The sequence below is a fragment of the Pseudomonas shirazensis genome (genome assembly GCF_050496565.1).
GTDB classification, from domain to species: Bacteria; Pseudomonadota; Gammaproteobacteria; order Pseudomonadales; family Pseudomonadaceae; genus Aquipseudomonas; species Aquipseudomonas shirazensis_A.
In genome coordinates this window covers 272,583-297,819 of the sequence record NZ_JBNWAE010000006.1, presented here as the reverse complement: position 1 = coordinate 297,819, position 25,237 = coordinate 272,583, and the positions used below count along the sequence as shown (strand labels likewise).

Annotated in this window: 17 protein-coding genes; 5 read left to right on the top strand and 12 right to left on the bottom strand. The window is 62.2% G+C overall.

The genetic code is table 11. The features are described from left to right. Nucleotides 1-8: 8 nt before the first annotated feature. Nucleotides 9-2,438 carry a TonB-dependent siderophore receptor gene (locus ACQZ2L_RS11680; protein WP_430326159.1) on the bottom strand — a complete coding sequence of 810 codons (2,430 nt, stop codon included), beginning with the start codon at nucleotides 2,436-2,438 and terminating at the stop codon, nucleotides 9-11. A 204-nt stretch (nucleotides 2,439-2,642) separates the two neighbouring features. Between ACQZ2L_RS11680 and ACQZ2L_RS11675 the strand changes: the two genes are divergently transcribed. Further along, a complete protein-coding gene (locus ACQZ2L_RS11675; RefSeq protein ID WP_430326158.1) occupies nucleotides 2,643-3,107 on the top strand; it encodes a hemerythrin domain-containing protein in 465 nt (154 codons plus the stop codon). Between the two features lie 61 nt (nucleotides 3,108-3,168). Here ACQZ2L_RS11675 and ACQZ2L_RS11670 read toward each other — a convergent pair whose 3' ends face one another. From ACQZ2L_RS11670 to ACQZ2L_RS11655, 4 genes are all read right to left on the bottom strand, one after another. Continuing rightward, complete coding sequence (locus ACQZ2L_RS11670; protein WP_430326157.1) at nucleotides 3,169-5,352, bottom strand: TonB-dependent siderophore receptor; 2,184 nt, start codon at nucleotides 5,350-5,352, stop codon at nucleotides 3,169-3,171. Nucleotides 5,353-5,513: 161 nt separating this feature from the next. Beyond that, complete coding sequence (locus ACQZ2L_RS11665) at nucleotides 5,514-6,356, bottom strand: TIGR03915 family putative DNA repair protein (RefSeq protein ID WP_430326156.1); 843 nt, start codon at nucleotides 6,354-6,356, stop codon at nucleotides 5,514-5,516. Then, entirely contained in the window at nucleotides 6,347-7,567 is a 1,221-nt protein-coding gene (locus tag ACQZ2L_RS11660) for a putative DNA modification/repair radical SAM protein (RefSeq protein ID WP_101318708.1), read from the bottom strand. Before ACQZ2L_RS11660 ends, ACQZ2L_RS11665 begins: the two co-directional genes overlap by 10 nt. A 137-nt stretch (nucleotides 7,568-7,704) precedes the next feature. Continuing rightward, nucleotides 7,705-9,489 (bottom strand): thiamine pyrophosphate-requiring protein, encoded by a 1,785-nt coding sequence (locus ACQZ2L_RS11655; protein ID WP_430326155.1) that lies wholly within the window; start codon nucleotides 9,487-9,489, stop codon nucleotides 7,705-7,707. Between the two features lie 236 nt (nucleotides 9,490-9,725). Between ACQZ2L_RS11655 and mqo the strand changes: the two genes are divergently transcribed. Then, a complete protein-coding gene (gene mqo, locus ACQZ2L_RS11650; protein ID WP_430326154.1) occupies nucleotides 9,726-11,378 on the top strand; it encodes a malate dehydrogenase (quinone) in 1,653 nt (550 codons plus the stop codon). A gap of 56 nt (nucleotides 11,379-11,434) precedes the next feature. Here mqo and ACQZ2L_RS11645 read toward each other — a convergent pair whose 3' ends face one another. Both ACQZ2L_RS11645 and ACQZ2L_RS11640 read right to left on the bottom strand, forming a co-directional pair. Then, nucleotides 11,435-12,679: a saccharopine dehydrogenase family protein gene (locus tag ACQZ2L_RS11645; protein ID WP_314872479.1), complete on the bottom strand. Its 1,245-nt coding sequence runs from the start codon at nucleotides 12,677-12,679 to the stop codon at nucleotides 11,435-11,437. Between the two features lie 31 nt (nucleotides 12,680-12,710). Then, the gene (locus ACQZ2L_RS11640) at nucleotides 12,711-13,808 is read right to left on the bottom strand and encodes a carboxynorspermidine decarboxylase (protein ID WP_101318716.1); all 1,098 of its coding nucleotides are present in this window, start codon (nucleotides 13,806-13,808) and stop codon (nucleotides 12,711-12,713) included. 207 nt (nucleotides 13,809-14,015) lie between these two features. Between ACQZ2L_RS11640 and ACQZ2L_RS11635 the strand changes: the two genes are divergently transcribed. Beyond that, the gene (locus ACQZ2L_RS11635; protein WP_314872482.1) at nucleotides 14,016-14,225 is read left to right on the top strand and encodes a DUF2945 domain-containing protein; all 210 of its coding nucleotides are present in this window, start codon (nucleotides 14,016-14,018) and stop codon (nucleotides 14,223-14,225) included. 58 nt (nucleotides 14,226-14,283) lie between these two features. Then, nucleotides 14,284-14,556: a PepSY domain-containing protein gene (locus tag ACQZ2L_RS11630; RefSeq protein WP_430326153.1), complete on the top strand. Its 273-nt coding sequence runs from the start codon at nucleotides 14,284-14,286 to the stop codon at nucleotides 14,554-14,556. Nucleotides 14,557-14,764: 208 nt separating this feature from the next. On the opposite strand, the gene ACQZ2L_RS11625 is transcribed toward ACQZ2L_RS11630, so the two are convergent. From ACQZ2L_RS11625 to ACQZ2L_RS11615, 3 genes are all read right to left on the bottom strand, one after another. Continuing rightward, nucleotides 14,765-15,673 (bottom strand): pyridoxal-phosphate dependent enzyme, encoded by a 909-nt coding sequence (locus ACQZ2L_RS11625; RefSeq protein WP_430326152.1) that lies wholly within the window; start codon nucleotides 15,671-15,673, stop codon nucleotides 14,765-14,767. Nucleotides 15,674-15,689: 16 nt separating this feature from the next. Beyond that, nucleotides 15,690-16,394 carry a helix-turn-helix transcriptional regulator gene (locus tag ACQZ2L_RS11620; protein ID WP_430326151.1) on the bottom strand — a complete coding sequence of 235 codons (705 nt, stop codon included), beginning with the start codon at nucleotides 16,392-16,394 and terminating at the stop codon, nucleotides 15,690-15,692. 74 nt (nucleotides 16,395-16,468) lie between these two features. Next, nucleotides 16,469-18,172 (bottom strand): amidase, encoded by a 1,704-nt coding sequence (locus ACQZ2L_RS11615; protein WP_430326150.1) that lies wholly within the window; start codon nucleotides 18,170-18,172, stop codon nucleotides 16,469-16,471. A 232-nt stretch (nucleotides 18,173-18,404) separates the two neighbouring features. Here ACQZ2L_RS11615 and ACQZ2L_RS11610 point away from each other — a divergent pair, with 232 nt between their 5' ends. Further along, nucleotides 18,405-20,381: a BCCT family transporter gene (locus ACQZ2L_RS11610; RefSeq protein ID WP_430326149.1), complete on the top strand. Its 1,977-nt coding sequence runs from the start codon at nucleotides 18,405-18,407 to the stop codon at nucleotides 20,379-20,381. Between the two features lie 260 nt (nucleotides 20,382-20,641). Here ACQZ2L_RS11610 and ACQZ2L_RS11605 read toward each other — a convergent pair whose 3' ends face one another. Beyond that, nucleotides 20,642-22,057, bottom strand: coding sequence for an efflux transporter outer membrane subunit (locus ACQZ2L_RS11605; RefSeq protein WP_430326148.1), 1,416 nt, complete (start codon nucleotides 22,055-22,057; stop codon nucleotides 20,642-20,644). Beyond that, a complete protein-coding gene (locus ACQZ2L_RS11600) occupies nucleotides 22,054-25,233 on the bottom strand; it encodes an efflux RND transporter permease subunit (protein ID WP_430326147.1) in 3,180 nt (1,059 codons plus the stop codon). Before ACQZ2L_RS11600 ends, ACQZ2L_RS11605 begins: the two co-directional genes overlap by 4 nt. Nucleotides 25,234-25,237: the final 4 nt, after the last annotated feature.

The window sequence follows — 25,237 nt, the reverse complement described above, 5'->3', positions numbered from 1 at the left end:
GGTCGCAGTCAGAAGTCCCAGCGGGTGGTCAGCATGTAGTTGCGCGGCTCGCCATAAGCGCCTGCTTTGTAGAAGCCGAGGTTGGTGTAGTAGGTCTTGTCGAACAGATTGTTGGCGTTGACGGTCGCCGACAGCTGTTTGGTGAACTGGTAACGGGCCATGGCATCGACCAGCCAGTAGGCCTTCTGCGAAAACTCTTCGTAGCGCGCTTGTGGCGTGTTGTAGATGTCCTGCCAGGCTACGCTCTGCCAGCGCGCGCCGCCGCCGATGGTCAGCTTGTCGAGTGCACCGGTCAGCTTGTAGCTGGTGTACAGGGTGACCTGATCTTCCGGCTCGAAGGTGGAAATCTTCAGGTTGTTGTCATCACGCACGATCTTGTGGGTGTAGCCAGCCTGGACCTGCCAACCCGGCGCAAGCTCGCCGGACGCTTCGATCTCGTAACCCTTGGTGACTGCCTGGGTGCCCTTGAAGGCATAGTTGTTCGGGGTAGGGACGCGGTCGTTGTATTCGTCATCGGAGATCGAGCGGTTGTCCTCATGCACTTCGAAGTAGGCGGCGCTGGCGTTCAGGCGACCGTCGAGAAACTCGGCCTTGAGGCCGATCTCGTAGTTCTGGCCTTCGTCCGGCTCGAGCATCTTGTTGTCGCGGTCGCGGTTGAAGGCTTCCTGCGGCATGAAGATGTCGGTGTAGCTGGCGTACACCGAGTACGTGTCGTTGAGGTCATAGATGGCGCCGACGTAGGGCACGAAGCGGCCGCTCTCTTTATAGGTTGGATCGAGGCCACTGATGGTGTAGTTGACCACCCGACCGCCGAGCAGCACTTTCAGGTCGTCGGTGATGTTCAGCCGGGTGGTGAAGTAGGCGCCGGTCTGGCGCACGGTATCGTCGGTGCGCTGCGAAGGCCTGCCCCAGTCTGGCTCGGCAATATTGCCGTGCCAGTTGTTGAAGTCGACTACGTTGGGCTCGCGCAGGGTGTAGTTCCAGTAGCCCTTGCCGTCCCAGTTGGAGTGGGCGATGGAGCCGCCGACCACCAGTTCGTGTTCACGGCCAAACAGGCTGAACGGACCGGAGGCATACAGGTCGGCCGAGTCGCTGACGGTTTCGCCGGTGAACTTGCCAGGGACGATCGCCGAGGTGCCGTCGGCATTCGGCGTGGTGCCCTGGATGGTGCCCATCACCGCATGGTAGCCGTTGATCTTGTGGTCGACCTGCAGCTTGCTCACCCAGCCGTTGTCGAAGTTGTGCTCGAGCATGGCGAACACGGTGCGGGTGTACTGCTCCCAGCTGCTCCAGTCAGCCGCATTGTTGAACGAGCGGGAGATGTTGTTGCGCTGGCCCTGGGCGTTCAGCAGGGGGAAGCTGCCTGACCACGACGAGGCCTTGGGCAAGCTGTCCTGATAGTCGCCGCCGACGGTGAGCAAAGTGTCTGGCGACAGGTCGAACTCGAGGATGCCGTAGTACACCGGGGTCTTGCGCGAGTAGCGGTCCATGAACGAGTGCTTGTCCTGATAGGCCGCTACTGCTCGCCCGCGCACGTTGCCGCTGTCGTTGAGCGGGCCGCTGACGTCGAGCTCGCTGCGGTAGTTGTCCCACGAGCCTGCACCGAGTGTGGCGTGGCCCTGGAACTCGGCCGTGGGTTTTTTGCGCACCAGGTTGATGGTCGCGCCCAGTGAGCCTGCGCCAGTGAGCAGGCCAGTGGCGCCCTTGAGCACCTCGACGCGGTCGTAGATGGCCATGTCGCTGAGGGTGTTGCCGGCTGAATAGCCGACGTTACGTGCGGTCGAGGGGATGCCGTCGTACTGGAAGTTGTTGATCGAAAAGCCGCGTGCGTAGTAATTGCTGCGATCGCTGTCGAAGGCCGAAACGGTGATGCCTGGAGTGTGACGCATGACGTCGTCGACGCTGTTGAGACCGAAGTCGTCCATGTGCTGGCGGGTGACCACGGTGATCGACTGTGGTGTCTGGCGCGGGGTCAGTACCAGCCGGGTGGCGGTGGCGATTGAGCCTGGGGTGTACGAGCCGGTGCCTTCGCTGACGGTACCCAGCTGGTTGGAGATCACTTCGGTCGCGCCCAGCTCCAGGGCCGCGCCGTCCTGTGCGATCGGTTGCAGCGAGTAACGCCCGTCGCTCTCGCGCACCGCTTGCAGGCCGGAATTGAGCAACAGCCGTTGTAGGCCCTGATCAGCAGCGAAACTGCCGTCCAGCCCAGAGGTGGCCTGGCCGCGTGTCAGGGCCGGGTCGAACGACAGCACCACGCCGCTTTCAGCAGCAAAACGGGTCAGTGCAGCGCCCAGATCGCCGGCCTTGATGTGGTAGTCGCGCACGCTGCTGTCAGCAGCCTGGGCGGGCATGGCTACGCCCAGCCCAAGCAGGGTAGAAAAGAGCAGGGCGCTGCGCAGGCTGGCGCTGAGGCGGCCAAGCGGGAAAGGGGCGGTCATGGCGTGAAGTCTCGTTGTGGGTGGCAGGCGGGCTTATCTGCCCTTCGCTGAGTAAGTCGAATGGGAATGAGAAAACCTATCATCCATGCCGAGATTTTTTTCAGCAGCGTTTGCCGCTTGGCAAACGTATGGAACCTGGACGAACACGAGCAACTCAATCCTACGCAACGCCGTGATTTCAACCGGGTACTGACGAGGTGCTGAATGAACGCTATCGAACTGCTGGAAGATGACCACAAGACAGTGAAAAAGCTGCTCGAAGAGCTGTCCAACACCACTGAACGGGCATTGAAGAAACGCACCGAGCTGTTGGCGCGGATCGAGCTGGAGCTGCAGGCGCATACCACCATCGAAGAAGAGATCTTCTACCCTGCGCTGACCCAGGCTGGCGACAAGGAGGACGTCAAGATGTACCACGAGGCCAAGGAGGAGCACCGCACGGTTGACGCGCTGGTATTGCCTGACCTGCTCAAGACGCCACCCGATACCCTGGAGTTTTCCGGGCGGATGAAGGTGCTCAAGGAGCTGCTCGAGCATCACATCGAAGAGGAAGAGTCGGACATGTTCCCGCGGGCCAAGGAATTGCTCGACAAGGCGACCCTGGAGCAATTGGGCGAAGCCATGCAGGCGCAGAAAAAACTGATCAAAGACGAACATCGCGTCGCTTGATACAACGAGCTAGGGCCACCCTCCAGACTGAACCTGGCGGGCGGCCCTTGCTCGTTTTGGCTTAGAAGCTGTACTTGGCAGTCAGCATCATGTTGCGGGGCGCGCCATAGACGTCGCCACCGTACTGCCAGGATGCGGAAATGGCCGAGTAGTATTTGCGGTCAAAGATGTTATTGGCGTTGAGTTGCAAGTCGAGATTGCGATTGACCTCGTAGCCTGCCATCAAGTCGGTTACTGCGTAGGCGCCTTGTTCAAGACGGTAATTACCACCGTCGGCCAGGGCGATGTCGTTGTACATCCGGCTCTGCCAGTTGACGCTGCCGCCGACACGCAGTTTCTGCAAAGGTCCCTGGAAGCGATAGGTCGTGGAGACCTTGAACTGGTGCTCCGGGGTATCAGTATCGAACTGCTTGTTGACCAGCGCAGGCTGCGCGGCATTTTTGGTGGTATGGGTGCGGGCATAGGTGTAACCGCCGCCGATCTGCCAGTTGTCGGTGAGGGCGCCCTGCAGCTCCATGTCGATACCCTGGCTGCGGATCTCGCCGGAGGCTTCGTAGCAGGTAAGCTGAGTCGACGAACAGACAGTACGGTCGAGCACTTCCACCGCACGGTTTTCCTGATCGACGCGGAATACCGCGAAGCTTGCGTTCAAGGCGCCGTTGAAGTACTCGCCCTTGATGCCTACCTCGTAGTTCTTGCCTTCAATCGGACGCACCGGCGTATTGCTCGAGGCGCGCTCGGTCTGCGGCTGGAAAATGTCGCTGTAGCTGACATACACCGAGTGGTTGTCATTGAGCTCGTAGATCAGGCCGGCATAACGAGTGACGTTACGGGTGACCTTGTAATCGCCCTGGCCATCCTTGTCATCGTAGTCATACCAGTCCAGCCGGCCGCCGAGGATCAGCTTGAGCGGGTCGGCCAGGCTCAGGCGGGTGGTCACGTACAAACCGTCCTGAGTGGTGACAGAACGGTCGTCGGTGGTGTGCAGGAAGTTTGGCTTGCCGGCGTTGATGGGCCAGTTGGTGTCATAGGGGCTGTAGTTGTGGTTGGTCATGTCGTAGATGCGGCGGCTGGTGCCGACGACCAGCTCATGGCTGCGCCCCAGCGCCTGGAACGGGCCGCTGGCGAATACGTCAACGCCTGCCTGGTTTTCATCGTGCTTGGACTGGTAGACGGTTCGGCCCAGCGTAGTACCGGTCCAACGCGACTGATACGAGCCCGAGAACAGCGCGTTCTGCTCGGCATAGTTGGCATTGACCTGCAGCTTCCAGTCATCGGCCAGGCGCTGGCGCAGTTCGGCAAACACCGTGTTGATTTCCTGGTCCTTGTTCTCCCAATCGGTGCCCGGGTTGTACGAGCGCGGCAGGTCGAGGTGGTGGCCATCGAGGCCAACCATCGAGGAACCCCAGAAGTAGTTGGTCTTGTCCTTCTGGTGCGACAGACCCAGGGTTAGGGTGGTGTCTTCGCTGAGGTCCGCTTCGGTCACCGCGTAGAACAGGCCGTGGCTTTCTTCGGCATCGTCGACAAAGCTGTTGGCGTCGCGATAGGAGGTGACCACTCGGCCGCGCAGGGTGCCGCTGTCGTTGAGCGGGCTGGAGGCGTCGACTTCGCCGCGGTAGTCGCCCCAGCTGCCGGCAGCGCCGGTCAGGGTGACTTTCTGTTCGGCCAAGGGCCGCTTGCGCACCATGTTGATTGCTGCCGACGGATTGCCCGCGCCGGTCACCAAACCAGTGGCGCCGCGTACTACTTCAACCCGGTCGAACATCGCCAGGTTTGGCTGCACCCCGGCCGTCCAGCCCGAATAACCGCTGGGGATGCCGTCGTACATGATGTTGTCGATGTCGAAGCCACGCGCGGTATAGGTCTGCCGTCCAGGGCCACTGGAGAAGTTGAGGAACAGCCCCGGCGTGGCCTTGACCACGTCATTGATGCTGGTCATCGCCTGATCGTCCATGCGCTGGCGGGTAATCACCGTGACCGCCTGTGGTGTCTCACGCATGGTCAGCGGCAGTTTGGTCGCCGTGGCCATGGCACCGGTGGTGTAGGAGCGTGAGCCTTCAGTAGTACTGCCCAGCCTATCCGAGCTGACTTCGGTTGCGCCTAATTCCATGACAGTCGACTGCGCCCCATCCTTGGGCTTGACGGCTTCGTCGGCTACGGCATGGGCCATGCTAGCCATGCAGATGGCGGAAGCCAAGAGAGTACGCGAGGGGCTGAAACGACGTTGCGGAGTAGGGCAAGACATGGGGAGCGATTCCTGACGTTCTATTTGTAAATGATTCTGCGTATGAGAAACATTACCAGTTAGTCTGTCAGAATTTTCCGACCGGAAATAGCCAAACGCTGAAAAAATCCAATGAATTTTTCACATTTGCCGGATAGGGGGCAGTGAGTTCGGCGTCTGTGTCAGTCTTTGGCTTTGCCGATTCGCTTGCCAGCCTGCTGGGCAACTTCCAGCGCCTGGCCATCGCGCTGCTTGCCTTGGCGGGCCTGGCCCATCAGTTGCGGGATCAGCATGCCTTCGGGCAAGTGCCGCCAGAACCTGCCCGGCATGTGCATGCGCATTGCATCGGGGTTGAGCCGGGCCGGATTGAAGATGTGCCGGTAGTAGGTGCGCCACAGATCCGCGCCGGGGTCGTCGGCGTGTTGCGCCCACTGCCGCCAGGGCTCGGGGCAGTGGCGCCGGTAGTCCAGTGTATGGCCGTCGAAGCGAATGCCGTCGCGGTCGGTGGCGATCAACCAGCGCTGGCGGCCGAGGCGCTCGGCAAAGTGGCCGCTGGCGCTTTCAAGGATGTCGTGGGCCGGCTGATGATAGGCGACCAAGTCCAGTTGCAGTTGCGCCGCCAGCGCTGCCGGCAGCGGCACGAAACGCACAAACGCATGCAAGTGATGGGCTTCGCGGCTGACCTGCTTGATCCGCCGGTGCAGCTCGCTGCCGAGGCGGTCGCCGGGGAGCATGGCGGTGCGATCGCCATGGGCGACCCGCCAGAGTACTTCATACAACAGGTTCCAGCGCTGCTCGCCGCAGTAGCGCGAGGCCTGTTCCAACTGCGCCAGCAACGCCGCCGGGACCTTCGCTCGAAACGGCCCCGGGCCCTCTGGCAAAGGCGCCGGCACCGCCAGCAGATCGTCCATCGGCCCTTGCGCCCAGGTGACGTCAGCTGGGTCGATACCATGCCCAAGCAGGGCGCGCGCCTGCTCGCGCCAGAGACTGAATTGCTGGTCGCAGTCGAGCGCGATCATCCCCACAGGCCCATCTGCACCGGCGCTTGCGGTTCGCGCAGGCGCGCCCGCAGCAGGCCGCTGCGCAGGTCGGCCTGGGCCGGGCGATAGTCGCTGGTGACAATGAATGGCCGCGCCTTGTCGAGGACGCAGCGCAGCTGGATCAGGTCGTCATAACGGATACGCCGCTCCCGGCGCAGCGCTACCAGGCGTTCGACACTGCGCAGGCCGATGCCGGGAATCCGCGCAAGCAAGGCGGGCTCGGCGCGGTTGAGGTCCAGCGGGAACACCTCGCGGTTGGACAGCGCCCAGGCCAGCTTGGGGTCGATATCCAGGTCCAGATTGCCGGCCTGGCTGAGCAGCTCGCCTGCCTTGTAACCATAACCGCGCATGAGGAAGTCAGCCTGGTACAAGCGGTGCTCGCGCAGCAATGGCGGGGCGGCCAGAGGCACGCTGCCAGGGCTGTCGGGGATCGGGCTGAAGGCCGAGTAATACACGCGCTTGAGGCCAAATCCCTGATACAACGATTCGGAATTGCCAAGTAGCGTGCGGTCATCGGTGTCATCAGCGCCGACGATGACCTGGGTACTTTGCCCTGCCGGGGCAAACCGCGGCGCCCGCGGCTCACCCGCTACGGCCTGTTGCCCGCGCTGGATTGTGCCCATGGCCTGGCGAATGGTATGCCCCTGTTTTTCCGGGGCGAGGCGCTTGAGGCTTTCATCGGTAGGCAGCTCGACATTCACGCTCAGCCGATCGGCAAGGCGGCCGGCCTGTTCGATCAGCAGCGGGTCGGCATCGGGGATGGTCTTGAGGTGGATGTAGCCGCGAAACTCGTGCTCTTCACGCAGCAGCCGGGCAACCTCAATAAGTTGCTCCATGGTGTAGTCGGCCGAGCGGATGATGCCGGAGCTGAGAAACAGCCCGCTGATGCAGTTGCGCCGGTAAAAATCCAAAGTCAGCCGCACCACTTCTTCAGGCGTGAAGCGCGCCCGTGGCACGTTGCTGGTCCGGCGGTTGACGCAGTATTGGCAGTCGTACAGGCAGAAGTTGGTCAGCAGCACCTTGAGCAGCGAGACGCAGCGGCCATCTGGCGTATAGCTGTGACAGATGCCCATGCCGTTGGTCGCACCAAGCCCGTCGCGGCCGCGCGAGCTGCGCTTGGGCGCGCCGCTGCTGGCGCACGAGGCGTCGTACTTGGCGGCATCGGCAAGAATGCCGAGCTTGGCGATGAGCTCCATAGGTCGATCTCGGTGTACTGAATATTCATACAGTATTTGTAGAACGGTCTGGTTGCAAGTGTTGGCCGTCGGCAACTGCCAAATGGCCCTGAAACCATTGCGGCAAATGCGCCGCAGCGGCTTCAGGGCCATAGACCTCAATCGCGTTTAGGCAGTACGCCGCTGAGCAATTGCTTGGCAGTCTGCTTGATGATCCCGGCCTGATTTGGATCGCCCTGGAGCAATGCCGAGGCAAATTTCTTCGCCTGCTCAAGGGTCATATGTGGCGGCAGCGGTGGCACATCCGGGTCGGTGCGGAAATCGATCACCACCGGCACATCACTTGCTAGAGCCTCTTCCCAAGCCGGCGCGACGTCCTCTTCGCGGCCCACATAGATGCCCTTCAAGCCAATCGAGATGGCGAACAGGTGGTAGGGCACATCCGGGATGTCCTGGCTGGCGGCAAACTTCGGGTCGCCTTCCATCACGCGTTGCTCCCAGGTCACCTGGTTGAGGTCCTGGTTGTTGAACACCGCGCAGATCCAGCGGCCATTGCCCCACTGTTGCCAATATTTGGCCACGGTGATCAGCTCGGCCATGTTGCTCATCTGCATCGCGCCGTCACCGACCAGCGCGATGACGCTGCGCTCCGGGTGGGCGAATTTGGCAGCAATCGCGTAGGGCACCGCCGCGCCCATAGACGCCAGCCCGCCGGACAGCGAGCACTGCATGCCCTTACGGATCTGCAGGTCGCGGGCAAACCAGTTGGCGCACGAGCCGGAATCGCTGGTGATGATGGCGTTGTCGGGTAGACGTGGCGACAGTTCGTGCACCACTCGCTGCGGGTTGATCGGGTCGGCAGAAGTCAGCGCTCGCTTGGCCAGCTTCTTGTCCCAATCCTTGCGCCAGCCTTCGACCTTGTGCTGCCAGCTGCGTTGGGTTTTCTCCTCCAGCAACGGCAGCAAGGCATCCAGGGTGTCGGCGGCATCACCGACCAGATTCACCTCCATCGGGTAGCGCAGGCTGAGCATGTCGGGTGCGAGGTCGATCTGTACGCCGCGGGCCTGGCCTTCCTTGGGCAGGAACTCGGCATAGGGGAAGCCCGAGCCGATCATCAGCAAGGTGTCGCATTCTTCCATCAGCTTAAAGCTTGGTTCGGTGCCGAGCAGGCCGATGCAGCCAGTGACCCAGGGCAGGTCGTCAGGCAAAACCGCTTTACCGAGCAAGGCTTTGGCGACCCCTGCACCGAGTTTTTCGGCAACTGCCTGCACCTGCTCACCCGCCTGCAAGGCGCCGGCACCGACCAGAATCGCAACCTTCTTGCCAGCATTGAGCGCATCGGCGGCGCGCTGCAGGTCAGCATCGTAGGGCACAACTTTGGGCTTGCTGAAGCCGATCCCCGAATGCAGGGTGCCATGGGCCCGGGCTGGTTCTTCATAAGCCAGCTCCTGCAAGTCGTTGGGCAGGATCAGCGCGGTGACCTTGCGCTCGCCGATGGCGGTGCGCACGGCGCGGTCGACCAGGTGGCGCACCTGCGACGGGGCGGCTGCTTGCTGAACAAAGGCGCCGGCGACGTCCTTGAACATCGACACCAGGTCCAGCTCCTGCTGATAGTGCCCGCCCAACGCCGTACGCGCCTGTTGGCCGACAATCGCCAGGACCGGCATATGGTCCATGCGTGCGTCATACAGGCCGGTCAGCAAATGCGAAGCGCCGGGCCCGGAGGTGGCGATGCACACCCCCAGCTCGCCGGTGAACTTGGCATGGGCGCTGGCCATGAACGCGGCCATTTCTTCGTGGCGGCATTGCACGAATTCGATCGAGCCCGCCCGACGCAGGGCGCCGAACACGCCGTTGATACCGTCGCCAGGGTAGCCAAAGATGCGCGTCACACCCCACTGGCGCAAACGCTCGACGAGAAAGTCACTTACGGTGATGGCCATCGGTTTCTCCTTCATTGATGCGTAGTTGAAGGTTGGGACTGGCCTGGTCCCGGCGCGTTCAGATTAAACCGGCCAGAGCCGACCCCGGACACTCGGTTGAACTGATACCGCCGTAGCTGCCTCGAAACCAGACAACCCCTGAATGGAGACAGCACCCAACCTGGGCTAACACTGATAAGGCTGGGTCATTCATTCACCTACAGACAGAGGCGCGTCTGGCCTCGCTGGAGAACCACATGACGATCACGAACACCTCGAAACTGCTGCTCGCAGGTTTCACCCTCAGTTGCGGCCTGGCCAACGCCCAGGCTGCCGAAACCAAGCGGGTGGACGTCTTGCTGGTTGGCGGCGGGATCATGAGTTCGACCCTGGCGATATGGCTCAACGAACTGGAGCCGAGCTGGTCGATGGAGATGGTCGAGCGCCTGGACAAGGTCGCCGAAGAAAGCTCCAACGGCTGGAACAATGCCGGTACCGGCCACTCTGCGCTGGCCGAACTCAACTACACCCCGGAGAAGGACGGCAAGATCGACATCACCAAGGCGGTGGAGATCAACGAGTCGTTCCAGATCACCCGTCAGTTTCTTGCCTGGCAGGTCAAGAACGGCGTGTTGAAAAACCCTCGCTCGTTCATCAATTCCACGCCACATATGAGTTTCGTCTGGGGCGATGACAACATTCGCTTCCTGAAAAAACGCTACGAGGCGCTGCAGGCCAGCCCGCTATTCAGGGGGATGCAGTATTCCGAAGACCCTGCGCAGATCAAAAAATGGGTGCCGCTGATGATGGAAGGGCGCGACCCCAATCAGAAGCTTGCGGCGACCTGGACGCCGCTCGGCACCGACGTCAACTTTGGTGAGATTACCCGCCAGTATGTGGGCTATTTGCAGTCTCGCGATAACTTCAGCCTCAAGCTCTCCAGTGAGGTGCAGGACATCAGCCGCAACGACGATGGCTCCTGGCATGTCGAGTACAAGAACCTCAAGGATGGCAGTAAGTCGGCCACCGACGCCAAGTTCCTGTTCATCGGTGCCGGCGGCGCAGCGCTGCCGTTGCTGCAGAAGTCCGGCATCGAAGAGGCCAAGGATTACGCCGGCTTCCCCGTGGGTGGCTCATTCCTGGTGACCGACAACCCAGCCATCGCCGAGCGCCACATGGCCAAGGCCTACGGCATCGCTGCAACCGGTGCGCCGCCGATGTCGGTGCCGCATCTTGATACCCGTGTGCTGGATGGCAAGCGGATGATCCTGTTCGGCCCGTTTGCGACCTTCTCGACCAAGTTCCTCAAGCAGGGCTCGTTGTTCGACCTGATGGCCAGCATGAGCTTGCACAACACCTGGCCGATGGTGCGTGTTGGCGTGCGTGAGTTCGACCTGGTGCAGTACCTGGTTGGCCAGGTGCTGCAGTCCGATGACGACCGCTTCGAAGCGTTACAGACCTACTTTCCCGAGGCGAAGAAAGAAGACTGGCGTCTGTGGCAGGCCGGTCAGCGCGTGCAGATCATCAAGAAAGACGAAAACCAGGGCGGGGTGCTCAAGCTTGGCACTGAAGTAGTGGCGTCCAAGGACGGCAGTATCGCCGGCCTGCTCGGTGCATCGCCGGGCGCCTCGACGGCGCCGCCGATCATGCTCGATCTGCTCAACAAGGTGTTCAAGGACAAACTCGCGACCGCGCCATGGCAGGACAAGATCAAGCAGATCATTCCTTCGTACGGCACGCATCTGAACGACAGCCCTGAGCGGGTCGAGGAGGAGTGGGCTTATACCAGCGAGATTCTCCAACTGACCCCGCCGCCGGCCATCGACAAGCGCCAGGACCCGGCCAACCCGGATGATATCGACCCGGTCAGCCAGGACCACCAGACCACTGACCCTGACCTCAAGCCCTGACCAGCAAACCCGCAATGCAGAAGGGGCGCCATCATGGCGCCCCTTCGTGTTACTGCTTAGGCTTCAGCGTCCCAGGGACGATCGCCATTTTCATCCTTGATGCGGGTCGGCAGGCCCATCACGTCCAGCGCCTTGAGAAACGGCTCGGCTGGCAGCTCCTCGACGTTGGCCATGCGCTTGACGTCCCACTCGCCACGAGCAACCAGCAACGCCGCCGCCACTGGCGGCACGCCTGCGGTGTAGGAGATGCCCTGGCTGTCGGTCTCGGCGTAGGCTTCTTCGTGATCAGCCACGTTGTAGATGAACACTTCGCGCGGCTGGCCGTTCTTGCTGCCCTTGACCAGGTCACCAATGCAGGTCTTGCCGGTGTAGCCTGGCGCCAGCGAGGACGGGTCAGGCAGCACTGCCTTGACCACTTTCAACGGCACCACTTCAAGGCCTTCAGCGGTCTTGACCGGTTGCTCGGAGAGCAGGCCAAGGTTTTTCAGCACGGTGAAGACATTGATGTAGTGCTCGCCGAAGCTCATCCAGAAGCGCACGTTGGGCACTCCGAGGTTTTTCGACAGCGAGTGCACTTCGTCGTGACCGGTCAGGTACAGGTTCTGCGAACCGACCACCGGCAGGTCGTCGGTGCGCTTGACCTCGAACATGGTGTTGCTGGTCCACTGGCTGTTCTGCCAGCTCCACACTTGCCCGGTGAACTCGCGGAAGTTGATTTCCGGGTCGAAGTTGGTGGCGAAGTACTTGCCATGCGAGCCAGCGTTGACGTCGAGAATGTCGATCGAGTCAATCTGGTCGAAGTATTGCTGCTGTGCCAGTGCGGCATAGCTGTTGACCACACCCGGGTCGAAACCGACGCCGAGAATGGCTGTGATGTTCTTGTCCTGGCATTCTTCGAGGTGTTTCCACTCGTAGTTGCCGTACCACGGCGGGGTCTCGCAGATCTTGCCCGGCTCTTCGTGGATGGCGGTGTCCAGGTAGGCAACGCCGGTATCGATGCAGGCGCGCAGCACCGACATGTTGAGGAATGCAGAGCCGACGTTGATCACGATCTGCGATTCGGTTTCGCGGATCAGTGCCTTGGTCGCCTCGATATCGAGTGCATTGAGCGAGAAGGCCTGGATATCGGCGGGAACCTTGAGGCTGCCCTTGGCCTTGACGCTATCGATGATGGCCTGGCATTTGGAGATGTTCCGTGACGCAATGGCAATACGACCGAGTTCGTCGTTATGCTGTGCGCACTTGTGGGCCACCACCTTGGCGACACCTCCTGCACCAATGATAAGAACGTTCTTCTTCAATTTATCCCTTGCTCCTTACTGAAGGCCTGACTTACGACAGGCTGGAAACGTAGTCTTCAAAACCGAACTCGCGGACCACTTCGACGCTGCCGTCGAGTTGCTTGACAACGATGGACGGCATTTTCAAACCGTTGAACCAGTTTTTCTTGACCATGGTGTAACCGGCTGCGTCGATGAACGACAGGCGATCACCAATGGCCAGCGGACGATCGAATTGGTACTCGCCGAAGATGTCACCGGCCAGGCACGACTTGCCGCACACCATGTAGCTGTGCGCGCCATCGTTGGGGGCCATCTTGGCGTCGAGGCGGTAGATCAGCAGGTCGAGCATGTGCGCTTCGATCGAGCTGTCGACCACGGCCAGGTTCTTGCCGTTGTACAGGGTGTCGAGCACGGTCACTTCCAGCGAGGCGCTCTGGGTGATGGCGGCTTCGCCCGGCTCCAGGTAGACCTGTACGCCGTACTTCTCGGAGAAGCCCTTCAGGCGCGCGCAGAACTCGTCCAGCGCATAGTCGGCACCGGTGAAGTGAATGCCGCCACCGAGGCTGACCCACTCGACCTTGTGCAGCAGATGGCCAAAGCGCTCTTCGATGTGCGCCAGCATCTTGTCGAACAGGCTGAAGTCGCCGTTTTCGCAGTTGTTGTGGAACATGAAGCCGGAGATCTGGCCGATGACCTGCTCGATCTTCTCCGGGTCCCACTCGCCGAGGCGGCTGAACGGGCGCGCCGGGTCGGCCAGCAGGTAATCAGAGCTGCTTACCTGCGGGTTGACGCGCAGGCCGCGGACCTTGCCTTCGGACTGTTCGGCAAAGCGTTGCAGCTGGCCTATCGAGTTGAAGATGATCTTGTCGCAGTTGGCGAGCATGTCTTCGATTTCGTCATCGGCCCAGGCCACGCTGTAGGCGTGGGTTTCGCCGACGAACTTCTCCCGGCCCAGTTTGAGCTCGTAGAGCGAGGACGAAGTGGTGCCGTCCATGTATTGCTGCATCAGGTCGAATACCGACCAGGTGGCGAAGCACTTGAGTGCCAGCAGCGCCTTGGCGCCGGAGTGTTCGCGCACGTAGGCAATCTTTTCGAGGTTGCCCAGCAGCTTCTGTTTGTCGATGAGGTAGTACGGCGTCTTGATCATTTTAGGCCCCCGGCCAGGCCGGCCAAAAAAAGGACACGCATTGTGCCTTCACTGGCCGCATATCGAAAGGGTCGTAGACGCATTTCGTCAGAGTTGTGTATCGCCCTGCGCCTGTTGTCGGCACAGGGCGAACGACGCGGAATTATTTCCGGCAGCTGAGGCCTAGTAAAACAGACTCATATGACGGTCGTGAGGAGGCATCAGCCGATGAGCACAAAATACAAAGTGGGCGATACGGTGCGCTGGAATTCCGAGGCCGGGGTCATTCACGGCACGGTGACCAAGGTGCATTTGCGCGATGTCGAATTCATGGGCAGGCAGCGCCACTGCTCCAAGGACGAGCCGCAATACGAGGTCAAAAGTGCCAAGACCGGGCACCTGGCGATGCACCGTGAAGACGCGCTGCACAAGGAGTGAACCTTCGTCGCAATTGGCCGGTCGCAGCAAATACCTTCATGCAAAAAGGACGTTAACGATGAAATCGATGACTCGACTGTTCACAGGTTTGGCTCTGGTAGGTGCACTGGGCGCCAGCGCAGCCTGGGCTGACCAGCCTGGCGCCGACTGGAAAGTCACCAAGGATCAGGCCGAAGCCAGCCTCAAGGCCGCCGGTTACACGCAGATCACCAAGATCGAGGCCGATGACGGCCATTGGGAAGGCGAGGGCGTCAAGGCTGATGGCATGAAGTACGAATTCCATGTTGACCCGTACAGCGGCGCGGTTACCAAGGACGAGATGGATCATTGATGGGCAGTAACTGACGGTTTCTGCGGTGGTGCTCTTGGCCCGTGCTTGTCACGGGCTTTTTTGTAGGGCTTAAGGGTGCCGGGGGCGCTTCGCACCCCTTTCGCGACACAAGGCCGCTCCTACATGGACCGCGTCAGCCTGGGTGTACGCGGTCCCGTGTAGGAGCGGCCTTGTGTCGCGAAAGGGCCGCAAAGCGGCCCCAACATACTCAAGTCAACCACAACCGAATCTGCTCAAGCGTAGCCGTAGCCCCACCACAAACCACCACCAGCACCTTGCGATAGTTGCCCAGCGCCTCTGCCTTATAAGCCAGCGCCAAGGCCGCGCCGCAGGCCGGCTCGACCAGCAGACGGTGATCGGCAAGGAAGCGCTCACACGCCTGCAGCGCCTCCTGATCAGTGACCAAATGGCTTTCAACCGGATGGCTGCGCGCACATTCCAGCGCCTGCTCGGCAACCCGCTTGGCGCCCAGCGAGGTGGCGACAGAACTCAGTGCTGGCAGCTCGACCGTGTGACCAGCCTCGACTGCAGCGTGAAACGACGCTGCGCCTGTGGTTTCCACTGCCAGCACCGGCACATCGTCCCAGCCATTGCGCTTGAGCCCTTCGACCACGCCGCTGAGCAAGCCGCCGCCACCGACCGACAGGATCAGCGCATCAGGCTTGCAGCCAGCCGCGGCGACCTCGTCGATCAGGCTGGCGTGGCCGGCCCACAGCAGAGAGTCGTCGAATGGATGAATAAAGGCATCGTTGGCGCCGACCAGGGTTTGTGCCAGCTGGTTGGCTTCCTGCCAGGAGCCGCCGTGGACGATGACCTTGGCATCCTCCAGGCGCAGCAGCTCCCTGGCGCGCTCGCTGGTGGTCTCCGGCACGACCACGGTTACCGGCACGCCCAGGCTGCGACCGGCATAGGCCACCGCCAGCCCGGCGTTGCCGCCCGACGAAGATACAAAGTGACGCGCACCGCGAGCATGGTGCTGCTCACAGGCGTGGCCAACCCCGCGCAGCTTGAACGAACCGCACGGCTGCAGGGCGTCGAGCTTGAGCCAGATCGAACGGCCAGCGGCGAGCGACAGCGGCCGCGATTCGATCAAGGGGGTGTGGATGTGCAAGGGCATGCTGATCTCCGCTGGATTATGGCTGGCGGGCCGCTGCAGTGGACTCGCCACGCAACTGCTCCAGATAGTTGTAAACGGTGTAGCGAGTCACGCCGAGCGCCGCTGCGGCCTTCTCGACCCCACCCTTGACGATGAACAGGCCGCGCTCCTGCATCAGGCGCACGGCCTCGACCTTGGCCTGCTTGTTGAGCCGGCCCTGACCAGATGACGCCAGGGCGCTGTCGATGATCTGGGTCATCAGCAGCGCCATGTCGGCCGCATCCTCAACCACCGCCGCTGCAGGTGGCGGGGCAGTCAGTGGTTGCAGCTGGGTGAGAAAGGCGAGGGCGTCATCCAGCCCACTGTTGTCGACGTTGATGCACAGGCTGGCGAACGGCTGCCCCTCGCTGTCGCGCAGGATCGCCGTGGCGCTGCGCAGGGTGCGGCCTTTGATCACGGTGGGGTAGTCGGGCAGGATCACCGGCTCGCAGCCAGGCTGATTGGCCGCCTGCATCAGGGCCTTGAAGCCCTGGTCCTGCTCCGGCGCGGCAAGGATCGGGCTGCCGACCACGCGCCCAGATAGCTGGCCATTGGCGATGGCGACCACCGATTGCTCGGGCTGATCGAGGTCGTGCAGGAGGATTTCCATATTGCGCCCGGCCACGCTGCCGATCGCCGCGATGGCGGCTTTTAGCGTGGAGAGGACGATCTGGCGTTCGCGAATAATATGTGCGGCGGGCATGGATAATTCAACAAAATGTCAATTTTTAACATTCTGTTGAATTATCGCGGGGGCGTCAATCTCTGATGCCTGGATCAGCCCAGTGCCGGTGTGCGTGGCGGCACAATGCGGCGCGAGCCGGTCGACTCGAATGCGGCGGCGAAGCTCAGCAGGGCCGAGTCATCGTAGGCACGTCCGGCAAAGGTCAGCCCGACCGGCATACCGATATCGGCCATCACCCCCATTGGCACGGTCACGGTCGGCACGCCCAGGTGGCGGATCGCGAGGTTGCCGTTGGCCACCCAGACGCCGTTGCTCCAGGCGATGTCAGCCGAGGCCGGGTTGACGTCGGCATCGGCCGGGCCAACATCGGCCACCGTCGGGAACAGCACGGCGTGCAGGCCAAGCTGGTCCATCCAGTCTTCCAGGTCGAGCTTGCGCGTCTGCTCCAAGCCACGCAGGCCATCGGGCACGGTGGCGATCTGATCCCAGCTGTTCAGGCCACGCTTGGCCATGTTGACGTATTCGTCCATGCCGGCAGCGAGGTCGTCCTCACGGTTGGGCAGGGTGCCTGGGTCGTGCGGGAAGATCTGCGGGCCATCGACGTCGGCCAGGCAGTTAAGGTTGGGGTCGTTGTTGGCGCGCAGGAAGTCGTCGAAGGCCCAGCCGGACAATTCCCACAGCTCGTCGTGGAGAAATTCCTTGCTGACGATGCCACGGTTGTACACGGTCGGCGCGCCCGGGCGATCGCCTTCGCAGTTGGACACCAGCGGGAAGTCTACTTCGATCACCTCGGCGCCAGCGGCTTCCAGCGACTGGCGCGCCTGCTGCCACAGCGCGATGACGCTTGGGCGAGTGTGGATACGTTGGCCGGTCGGGCCGCCGATGCCGGGTTTTTCCGAGGTGCCGGCGAGTTCGTCGGCATTGATATACATGCGTGGCACGCCGAAGCGCTTGCCTTGCAACGAGCTGGCATCCTGCGCCAGATCAAGGTAGGACGCCGGGCGCACCGCCGATGCCTTGGGGATCGGCACCCACGGCTGCAGGCGCCACAGATCGCCACGGGTGTCGGCGTCGTCGGCCACCACCACGTCGAGGATTTCCAGCAGGTCGTGCATGGTCCGCGCAAACGGCACCACCACATCCATGGTCGGCGTCAGCGGCCAGTTGCCGCGTACCGAGATCACCCCGCGCGACGGCGTGTAGGCGCACAGGCCGTTGTTCGAGGCCGGGCCGCGGCCGCTGGACCAGGTTTCTTCAGCCAGGCCAAACGCGCAGAAGCTCGCCGCAGTGGCGGTGCCGGCGCCGTTGGACGAGCCGGAGGCGAATGGTGCGGTCAGGTAGGCAGCGTTGTACGGGCTTTCGGCGCGGCCATACACGCCGCGCTGCATGCCGCCGTTGGCCATCGGCGGCATGTTGGTCTTGCCCAGGCAGACCGCACCGGCTGCGCGCAGGCGCTCGATGGTGAAGGCGTCGCGTTGCGCCACCAGCTTGGCGAATGCCGGGCTGCCGGAGGCGGCGGTCATGCCTTTGACCAGGTAGCTGTCCTTGGCGGTGTAGGGGATGCCTTCCAGCGGGCCGCGGCTTTCACCACGAGCACGGCGAGCATCGGACGCCTGGGCTTCGGCAATCGCCTCTGGGTTGCGTACCACGACCGCGTTCAGCGCGCTGGCGCTGTCAGCCGTGTCATAGGCATCGATGCGTGCCAGATAGGCCTTGACCAGTTCGACCGCTGTGGTGCGGCCAGCTTCGAGCGCGGCGCGCAGCTCGGCAATGGAAACCTCGGTTACCTCGATCATGCTGTCACCAAACGTATACAGGTGGGGGCTAGTGGCGCGAGTGTACAAGAAGCATTGGGGGGAAGCAGGCTTGCAGCGGGGAAAAGCATTGTTGCAAGGTGGCAGTTATTGGCTGTTTTTAACGGGAGCATTGATCGTTTTCGTGCAGACATTGTCGGACAAAACTTGCACGGTCTACGCTTGACCTTGAAATAGAGTGCGCATGACGCGCCACGCTGGAGCCAACTGTCTGATGTCGACACCGCCTGACAAAACACCAAAAGCTACTATCAACCCCCCTGTATTCTGGATTTCTTCTGTTCTGCTGTTGCTGATCGTGCTCTACGCGAGCGTGTTCCAGGCCCATGCGCAAAGCCTGTTTGCGCACATCCAGGGCTGGATCATCGGCAACGTCAGCTGGTTCTACATCCTGGCCGTGGCAATCATCCTCGGCACCGTGGTGTTCCTCGGCGTCAGCCGTTATGGCGACATCAAGCTCGGGCCTGACCACAGCACCCCCGACTACAGCAGCACCACCTGGTTTGCCATGTTGTTCTCGGCCGGCATGGGCATCGGCCTGATGTTCTTCGGCGTGGCCGAGCCGGTCATGCATTTTCTCAAGCCGCCCATTGGTGACGGCGGCACGGTCCAGGCGGCGGGGGAGGCGATGCGTATCACCTTCTTCCACTGGGGCCTGCATGCCTGGGCGATCTATGCCATCGTCGCGCTGATCCTGGCGTACTTCAGCTACCGTCAGGGCCTGCCTTTGACCTTGCGCTCGGCGCTTTATCCGCTGATTGGCGAGCGTATCTATGGCCCGCTCGGGCATGCCGTGGATATCTTCGCCATCATCGGCACGGTGTTCGGCGTTGCCACTTCGCTGGGCTTTGGCGTGGCGCAGATCAATACCGGGCTCAATGCGCTGTTCGGTGTGCCGGTGTCGACCGGGGTGCAGATCGCCTTGATCATCGGCACCACCTTCCTCGCCACCTTGTCGGTGATGTCTGGCCTGGACAAAGGCATTCGTCGTTTGTCCGAGCTTAACCTGGGCCTGGCCGTGCTGCTGTTGCTGATGGTCATGCTGCTGGGGCCGACTGTGTTGATCCTGCAGACCTTCGTGCAGAACACTGGCGGTTACCTGAGCGAGATCGTCAGCCGCACGCTTAACCTGTACGCCTACCAGCCAACCGACTGGATCGGCGGCTGGACCTTGTTCTACTGGGGCTGGTGGCTGGCCTGGTCGCCCTTTGTCGGCCTGTTCATTGCGCGAATTTCCCGTGGCCGGACCATTCGTGAGTTCGTCACCGGCGTGCTGCTGGTACCGACCGCATTCACCCTGCTGTGGATGACCGTGTTCGGCAACACCGCAATCCACATGATCCTTGACGAGGGCCTGACCGACCTGGCCATGGCGGTCGACAAGGACACCTCGCTGGCACTGTTTGCCTTCCTTGAGCACTTCCCGTTCGCCAGCGTGATCAGCACCCTGGCGGTGATCATGGTGGTGGTGTTCTTCGTCACTTCGGCGGATACCGGGGCGATGGTCGTGGACATGCTGGCGTCCGGCGGGCAGGAAAACACCCCGCTGCGCCAGCGCGTGTTCTGGGCGGCGAGCATGGGCCTGGTGGCGATTGCGCTGTTGCTGGCCGACGGCCTCAAGGCGTTGCAGACGGCAACCATCGCCAGTGCCTTGCCGTTCACCCTGGCGTTGCTGTTCAGTACTCGCGGGCTGCTCAAGGCGCTCAAGCTGGATGCGACCAAACGTGATCTGCGCTATCAGGCACTGGCGATTTCGCCAACGGCCTCGCGTGCTGCCGGCAACTGGCAACGGCGCCTGCGCACCCTGGCGATGTTCCCGCGGCGTGCGCACGTGGCGCGGTTTATCGCCGACGTCGGCTTGCCGGCGTGTGAGGCGGTGGCTGATGAGTGGCGCCGGCAGGGTTATGACTGCAGCGTCGAGCAAGGCAGCGAGGGCAGCGTGATGCTCAAGGTCGGCCCGAGCGAGGGCACCTTTGTCTACGAGATCAGGCCGCAGGCGTATGCCACACCAAGCTTTGTCACCGCCAGCGATGCGCCGCCGGGCGAGGAGCGCAAGTACTTCCGCGCTGAGGTGCACCTGCGTGAAGGTGGCCAGGACCATGATGTGATGGGTTGGTCCAAGGATGAGGTGATCGGCGACATTCTCGATCACTTTGAGCGGCACATGCACTATCTGCACTTGGTTGGCTGAGGCAGGGTTTGCTCTAAACCAAGCGTAAAAAAGCCCCGCAGGCCAGGCCTGCGGGGCAAACGGTTGGGGGAGGAGCCAACCAAAGGAGCTGTTGCTCGGCCATTCGCTTTCTTGCGTTTGGCTTGAGGACGTCGGGGCCAGCTTTGCTGGCCTTTCGCGACACAAGGCCGCTCCTACAGGGGACCGCGCACCAACGACTTACTCGGTCCCCTGTAGGAGCGGCCTTGTGTCGCGAAAGGGCTGCAAAGCAGCCCCCAGCATCAACGCAGACTGGCTACCGCCTCAGGCTGCCAACCACCGCCCAAAGCCTTGTAGATCGCAACAATCCCGCGATACAACTCGACCTCGCCCTGAGCCTGGGCATCCTCCGCGCTGAGTCGCTCGCGCTCGGCATCCAGCAGCACCAGATAATCCACGGTGCCTTCGCGATAGCGGATCGAAGCCAGATCCGCCGCCTTGCGGCTGGCATCGCTCTGGCGCATCAAAGCCTGCAAGCGCTGCTGAGTCTTACCGTAATCACTGAAGGCGTTCGATGACTCTTCCAATGCCAGCAAGACCTGCTGTTCGTAGGTAGCCAGTGCGCCTTCGGCATCAGCCTTGGCACCCCGGATGCGTGCACGCACGCTGCCCAGGTCAAACGCTGCCCAGGTGATGCTTGGGCCAAGCCCCCAGGCATTGGCGGCAGACGAACCGATCTGCGAGCCACGCGCTGCGGTGAAGCCAAGGAAGCCACTGAGGCTGACCCGCGGGAACAGGTCGGCAGTCGCTACACCAACGTTGGCGGTAGCCGCTGCCAACTGGCGCTCGGCGCTGCGAACATCCGGGCGCCGGCGCAGCAGTTCGGCAGGATCACCGATCGGCAGTGCCTTGGCGATTGCGGGCAGCTGTTTAGGCGACAGATCAACGCTGAGCTGATCCGGGCGCTGGCCGAGCAGGGTGGCGATGCGGTTTTGCGCGCGCACCTGCTGTGCCTGCAGTTGCGGCACGGTGGCCTCGACTGCGGCCAGACGGGCATCGGCGCGGACCACGTCGAGCTCGTTGCCGACACCGGCATCGCGCAGGGTTTCGGTGATGCTGCGCGAGTCCTGCTGTGTCTTGAGGTTGGCCAGAGCGATCTTCTCGCGCAACTGCGCGCCGCGCAGCTGGCCATAGGCATCGACCAGCTCGGCGATCATGCTCACCTGTAGCTGCTGCAGGTCGGCCGCGGCGGCGGCCTCCTGCGCTTCGCTGGCTTCCAGTTGCCGCTGAATCCGGCCGAACAGGTCCAGCTCCCAGGCCATGTCCAGGCCCAGGTCATAGCGTTCGCTGTTGACCCGGCGCTCGGTCTGGCCCGGGATCTGGCCTTTGCCCAGCTCGCTGCTGGCACGGCTGCTGACCACCGGCAGGTTGTCGTTGTCGACATCCTCACGGATAGAGCGCGCCGCCTTGAGCCGGGCGAAAGCCACGCGCAAGTCGCGGTTGCCTTGCAGCGAAGCCTGCACCAGCTGGTTCAGGGTCGGGTCGTCGAACTGCTGCCACCACACGCTTTCAAAACGGCTACGGTCAAAGGCCTTGGCCTGCAACGGGTTGCCCAGTTGCGCCGGCTCGGTGTTTGGCGTCTGGTAATCCGGGCCTACCGCGCAGGCCGCCAGGGCCAGCGCCAACAGGCTCGGGGTCAGTGCTTTGAGCAGCTTCATGCGTGGGTCTCCAGCGGCTTGGCTTGCGCGGCCTTGCGGGCCTCGCGACGCTCGACATAACGGCGGATCAGGACGAAGAACACCGGAGTCAGGAACAGGCCGAACACGGTCACCCCGATCATCCCCGAGAACACCGCCACACCCATTGCATGGCGCATTTCGGCACCGGCACCGGAGGAGAACACCAGCGGCACCACGCCCATGATGAACGCGATCGAGGTCATCAGGATCGGCCGCAGACGCAGGCGGCAGGCTTCCAGTACCGCGGCCAGGGGGTTGAGCCCTTCGGCCTGTTTGTCCTTGGCGAACTCGACGATGAGGATGGCGTTCTTGCACGCCAGACCCACCAGCACGATCAGGCCGATCTGGGTAAAGATGTTGTTGTCGCCACCGGACATGATCACCCCGGTAATCGCCGACAGCAGCGTCATCGGTACGATCAGGATCACCGCCAGCGGCAGGCTCCAGCTTTCGTACTGCGCCGCCAGCACCAGGAACGCCAGCAACACGCAGAGCGGGAACACCAGCAGTGCGGTGTTGCCCGACAGGATCTGCTGATAGGTCAGGTCGGTCCACTCGTAGGTCATGCCGTTGGGCAGCTCGGCCTTGAGCAGTTTCTCGATAGCCGCCTCGGCCTGGCCGGAGCTGTAGCCTGGGGCGGCGCCGCCGTTGATTTCTGCAGTGATATAGCCGTTGTAGTGCATGACCCGGTCCGGCCCCGAGGTGTCGCTGACCTTGAGGAAGGTCGCCAGCGGGATCATTTCGCCCAGGTTGTTGCGTACCTTCAGCTGACCGATCTGCTCGGCGTCGAGGCGGAACTGCTGTTCAGCCTGGACGTTGACCTGATAGGTGCGGCCGAAGCGGTTGAAGTCGTTGGTGTACAACGAGCCCAGATAAACCTGCAGGGTGTCGAAGATATCGCTGATCGCCACGCCGTGGGTCTTGGCCTTCTCCCGGTCGATGTCGGCATCGACCTGCGGCACGTTGACCTGGTAGCTGGTGAACAGGCCCGCCAGTTCCGGCACGTTGTGGCTCTTGGCAATGATGTTCTGGGTTTCTTGGTAGAGCGCTTCGTAGCCGAGGTTGCCGCGGTCTTCGATCTGCAGGCGGAAGCCGCCAATGGTGCCCAGGCCCTGTACCGGCGGCGGTGGGAAGATCGCGATGTAGGCATCCTGAATATCGGCAAACTGGGCGTTCAACGCAGCCGCGATGGCCGCCGCCGACTGGCTCGGGTCGGTACGCTCTTCGAATGGCTTGAGCGGGGTGAAGACGATGCCGCTGTTGGGGCTGTTGGTGAAGCCGTTGATCGACAGGCCCGGGAAGGCTACCGAGTCGGCCACACCGGGCTGCTTCAGGGCAATTTCGCTCATGCGCTTGATGACCGCTTCGGTGCGGTCGAGGCTGGCCGCGTCCGGTAACTGGGCGAAGGCCACCAGGTACTGTTTGTCCTGCGCCGGGACGAAGCCGGTCGGTGTCGAGGCAAAGCCCATGTAGGTCAGCACCATCAGCCCGGCATAGACGAACAGGGCGATGCCGCTGGAGCGGATGACCCGGCCCACGCCAGCCACGTAACGCAGACTGGCACGCTCGAAGAAGCGGTTGAACGGGTTGAACAACCAGCGCCCGAAGATCCGGTCCAGGGCACGCGAGAAGCGGTCCTTGGGTGCGCCGTGTTCTTGCAGCAATACCGCCGCCAGTGCGGGCGACAGGGTCAGCGAGTTGAAGGCCGAGATCACTGTCGAGATGGCGATGGTCAAGGCGAACTGCTTGTAGAACTGCCCGGTCAGCCCGGAGATGAACGCGGCCGGGATAAACACCGCGCACAGCACCAGCGCCGTAGCGATGATCGGCCCGGTCACTTCACTCATGGCCTTTTGCGTGGCCTCGAGCGGTTTCAGGCCCAGGCCGATATTACGCTCGACGTTTTCCACCACCACGATGGCATCGTCGACCACGATGCCGATCGCCAGTACCAGGCCGAACAGCGACAATGCGTTTAGCGAGAAGCCGAACAAGTGCATCACGGCAAAGGTACCGATCAGCGAGACCGGCACGGCCAGCAACGGGATGATCGAGGCGCGCCAGGTCTGCAGGAACAGAATCACCACCAGCACGACCAGAATCAGCGCTTCGAACAGGGTGTGCACCACAGCTTCGATCGAGCCGCGGACGAACACGGTCGGGTCATAGACGATGCTGAAGTCCATCCCTTCTGGGAAGTCCTTTTTCAGCTCGGTCATCTTCGCCCGGACTTCGTCGGAGATTTCGATGGCGTTGGAGCCAGGGCGCTGGAAGATCGGGATCGCCACCGCCGGCTGGTTGTTCAGCAGCGAACGCAGGGCGTACTGGCTGGAACCGAGTTCAACCCGGGCGATGTCCTTGAGCCGAGTGATTTCGCCATCGGCACCAGCGCGCACGATGATGTTCTCGAACTCTTCCTCATTGACCAGACGGCCCTGGGTGTTGACCGACAGCTGGAAGCTGGTCGAGCCCGGCGCAGGTGGCGCACCGAGCTGGCCGGCAGCGACCTGACGGTTCTGCTCGCGAATCGCGGTGACCACGTCGGTGGCGGTCAGGTTGCGCGAGGCGGTCTTGTTCGGGTCGAGCCAGACCCGCAGCGAATAGTCGCCCATGCCGAACAGTTGCACGTCACCGACACCGCCCAGGCGCGCCAGCTCATCCTTGATGTTGAGGATGGCGTAGTTGGACAGGTAGAGCATGTCATAGCGCTGATCCGGCGAGGTCAAGTGCACGACCATGGTCAGGTCGGGCGAAGCCTTGTCGACGGTGATACCAATGCGCGTGACTTCTTCGGGCAGCTTGGGCTGGGTGCGGGTGACGCGGTTCTGCACCTGTACCTGGGCGTTGTCCAGGTCAGTGCCCAGGGCGAAGGTGATGGTCAGGGTCAACTTGCCGTCGGCGGTCGACTGCGAGGACATGTAGAGCATGTTCTCGACACCGGTAATGGCCTGTTCCAGCGGTGCGGCAACGGTGTCGCCGATGACCTTGGGGTTGGCTCCGGGGAAGTTGGCGCGCACCACTACGGTAGGCGGGACCACTTCGGGGTATTCGCTGATCGGCAGCTGGAACAGCGCAATCGAGCCCGCGATCAGCAGGATCAGCGACAGCACGGCGGCGAAGATCGGCCGGGTAATAAAGAATCTGGAGAAGTTCATCGGT

Excerpts from the sequence above, each read along its gene's own strand:
- ACQZ2L_RS11625 (WP_430326152.1), bottom strand. The coding sequence starts at position 15,673 with ATGCCCTTGCACATCCACACCCCCTTGATCGAATCGCGGCCGCTGTCG.
- ACQZ2L_RS11600 (WP_430326147.1), bottom strand. The coding sequence starts at position 25,233 with ATGAACTTCTCCAGATTCTTTATTACCCGGCCGATCTTCGCCGCCGTG.
- ACQZ2L_RS11640 (WP_101318716.1), bottom strand. The coding sequence starts at position 13,808 with ATGATCAAGACGCCGTACTACCTCATCGACAAACAGAAGCTGCTGGGC.
- ACQZ2L_RS11630 (WP_430326153.1), top strand. The coding sequence starts at position 14,284 with ATGAAATCGATGACTCGACTGTTCACAGGTTTGGCTCTGGTAGGTGCA.
- ACQZ2L_RS11635 (WP_314872482.1), top strand. The coding sequence starts at position 14,016 with ATGAGCACAAAATACAAAGTGGGCGATACGGTGCGCTGGAATTCCGAG.
- ACQZ2L_RS11680 (WP_430326159.1), bottom strand. The coding sequence starts at position 2,438 with ATGACCGCCCCTTTCCCGCTTGGCCGCCTCAGCGCCAGCCTGCGCAGC.
- ACQZ2L_RS11670 (WP_430326157.1), bottom strand. The coding sequence starts at position 5,352 with ATGTCTTGCCCTACTCCGCAACGTCGTTTCAGCCCCTCGCGTACTCTC.
- ACQZ2L_RS11605 (WP_430326148.1), bottom strand. The coding sequence starts at position 22,057 with ATGAAGCTGCTCAAAGCACTGACCCCGAGCCTGTTGGCGCTGGCCCTG.
- ACQZ2L_RS11610 (WP_430326149.1), top strand. The coding sequence starts at position 18,405 with ATGTCGACACCGCCTGACAAAACACCAAAAGCTACTATCAACCCCCCT.
- mqo (WP_430326154.1), top strand. The coding sequence starts at position 9,726 with ATGACGATCACGAACACCTCGAAACTGCTGCTCGCAGGTTTCACCCTC.
- ACQZ2L_RS11615 (WP_430326150.1), bottom strand. The coding sequence starts at position 18,172 with ATGATCGAGGTAACCGAGGTTTCCATTGCCGAGCTGCGCGCCGCGCTC.
- ACQZ2L_RS11655 (WP_430326155.1), bottom strand. The coding sequence starts at position 9,489 with ATGGCCATCACCGTAAGTGACTTTCTCGTCGAGCGTTTGCGCCAGTGG.
- ACQZ2L_RS11675 (WP_430326158.1), top strand. The coding sequence starts at position 2,643 with ATGAACGCTATCGAACTGCTGGAAGATGACCACAAGACAGTGAAAAAG.
- ACQZ2L_RS11660 (WP_101318708.1), bottom strand. The coding sequence starts at position 7,567 with ATGGAGCTCATCGCCAAGCTCGGCATTCTTGCCGATGCCGCCAAGTAC.
- ACQZ2L_RS11620 (WP_430326151.1), bottom strand. The coding sequence starts at position 16,394 with ATGCCCGCCGCACATATTATTCGCGAACGCCAGATCGTCCTCTCCACG.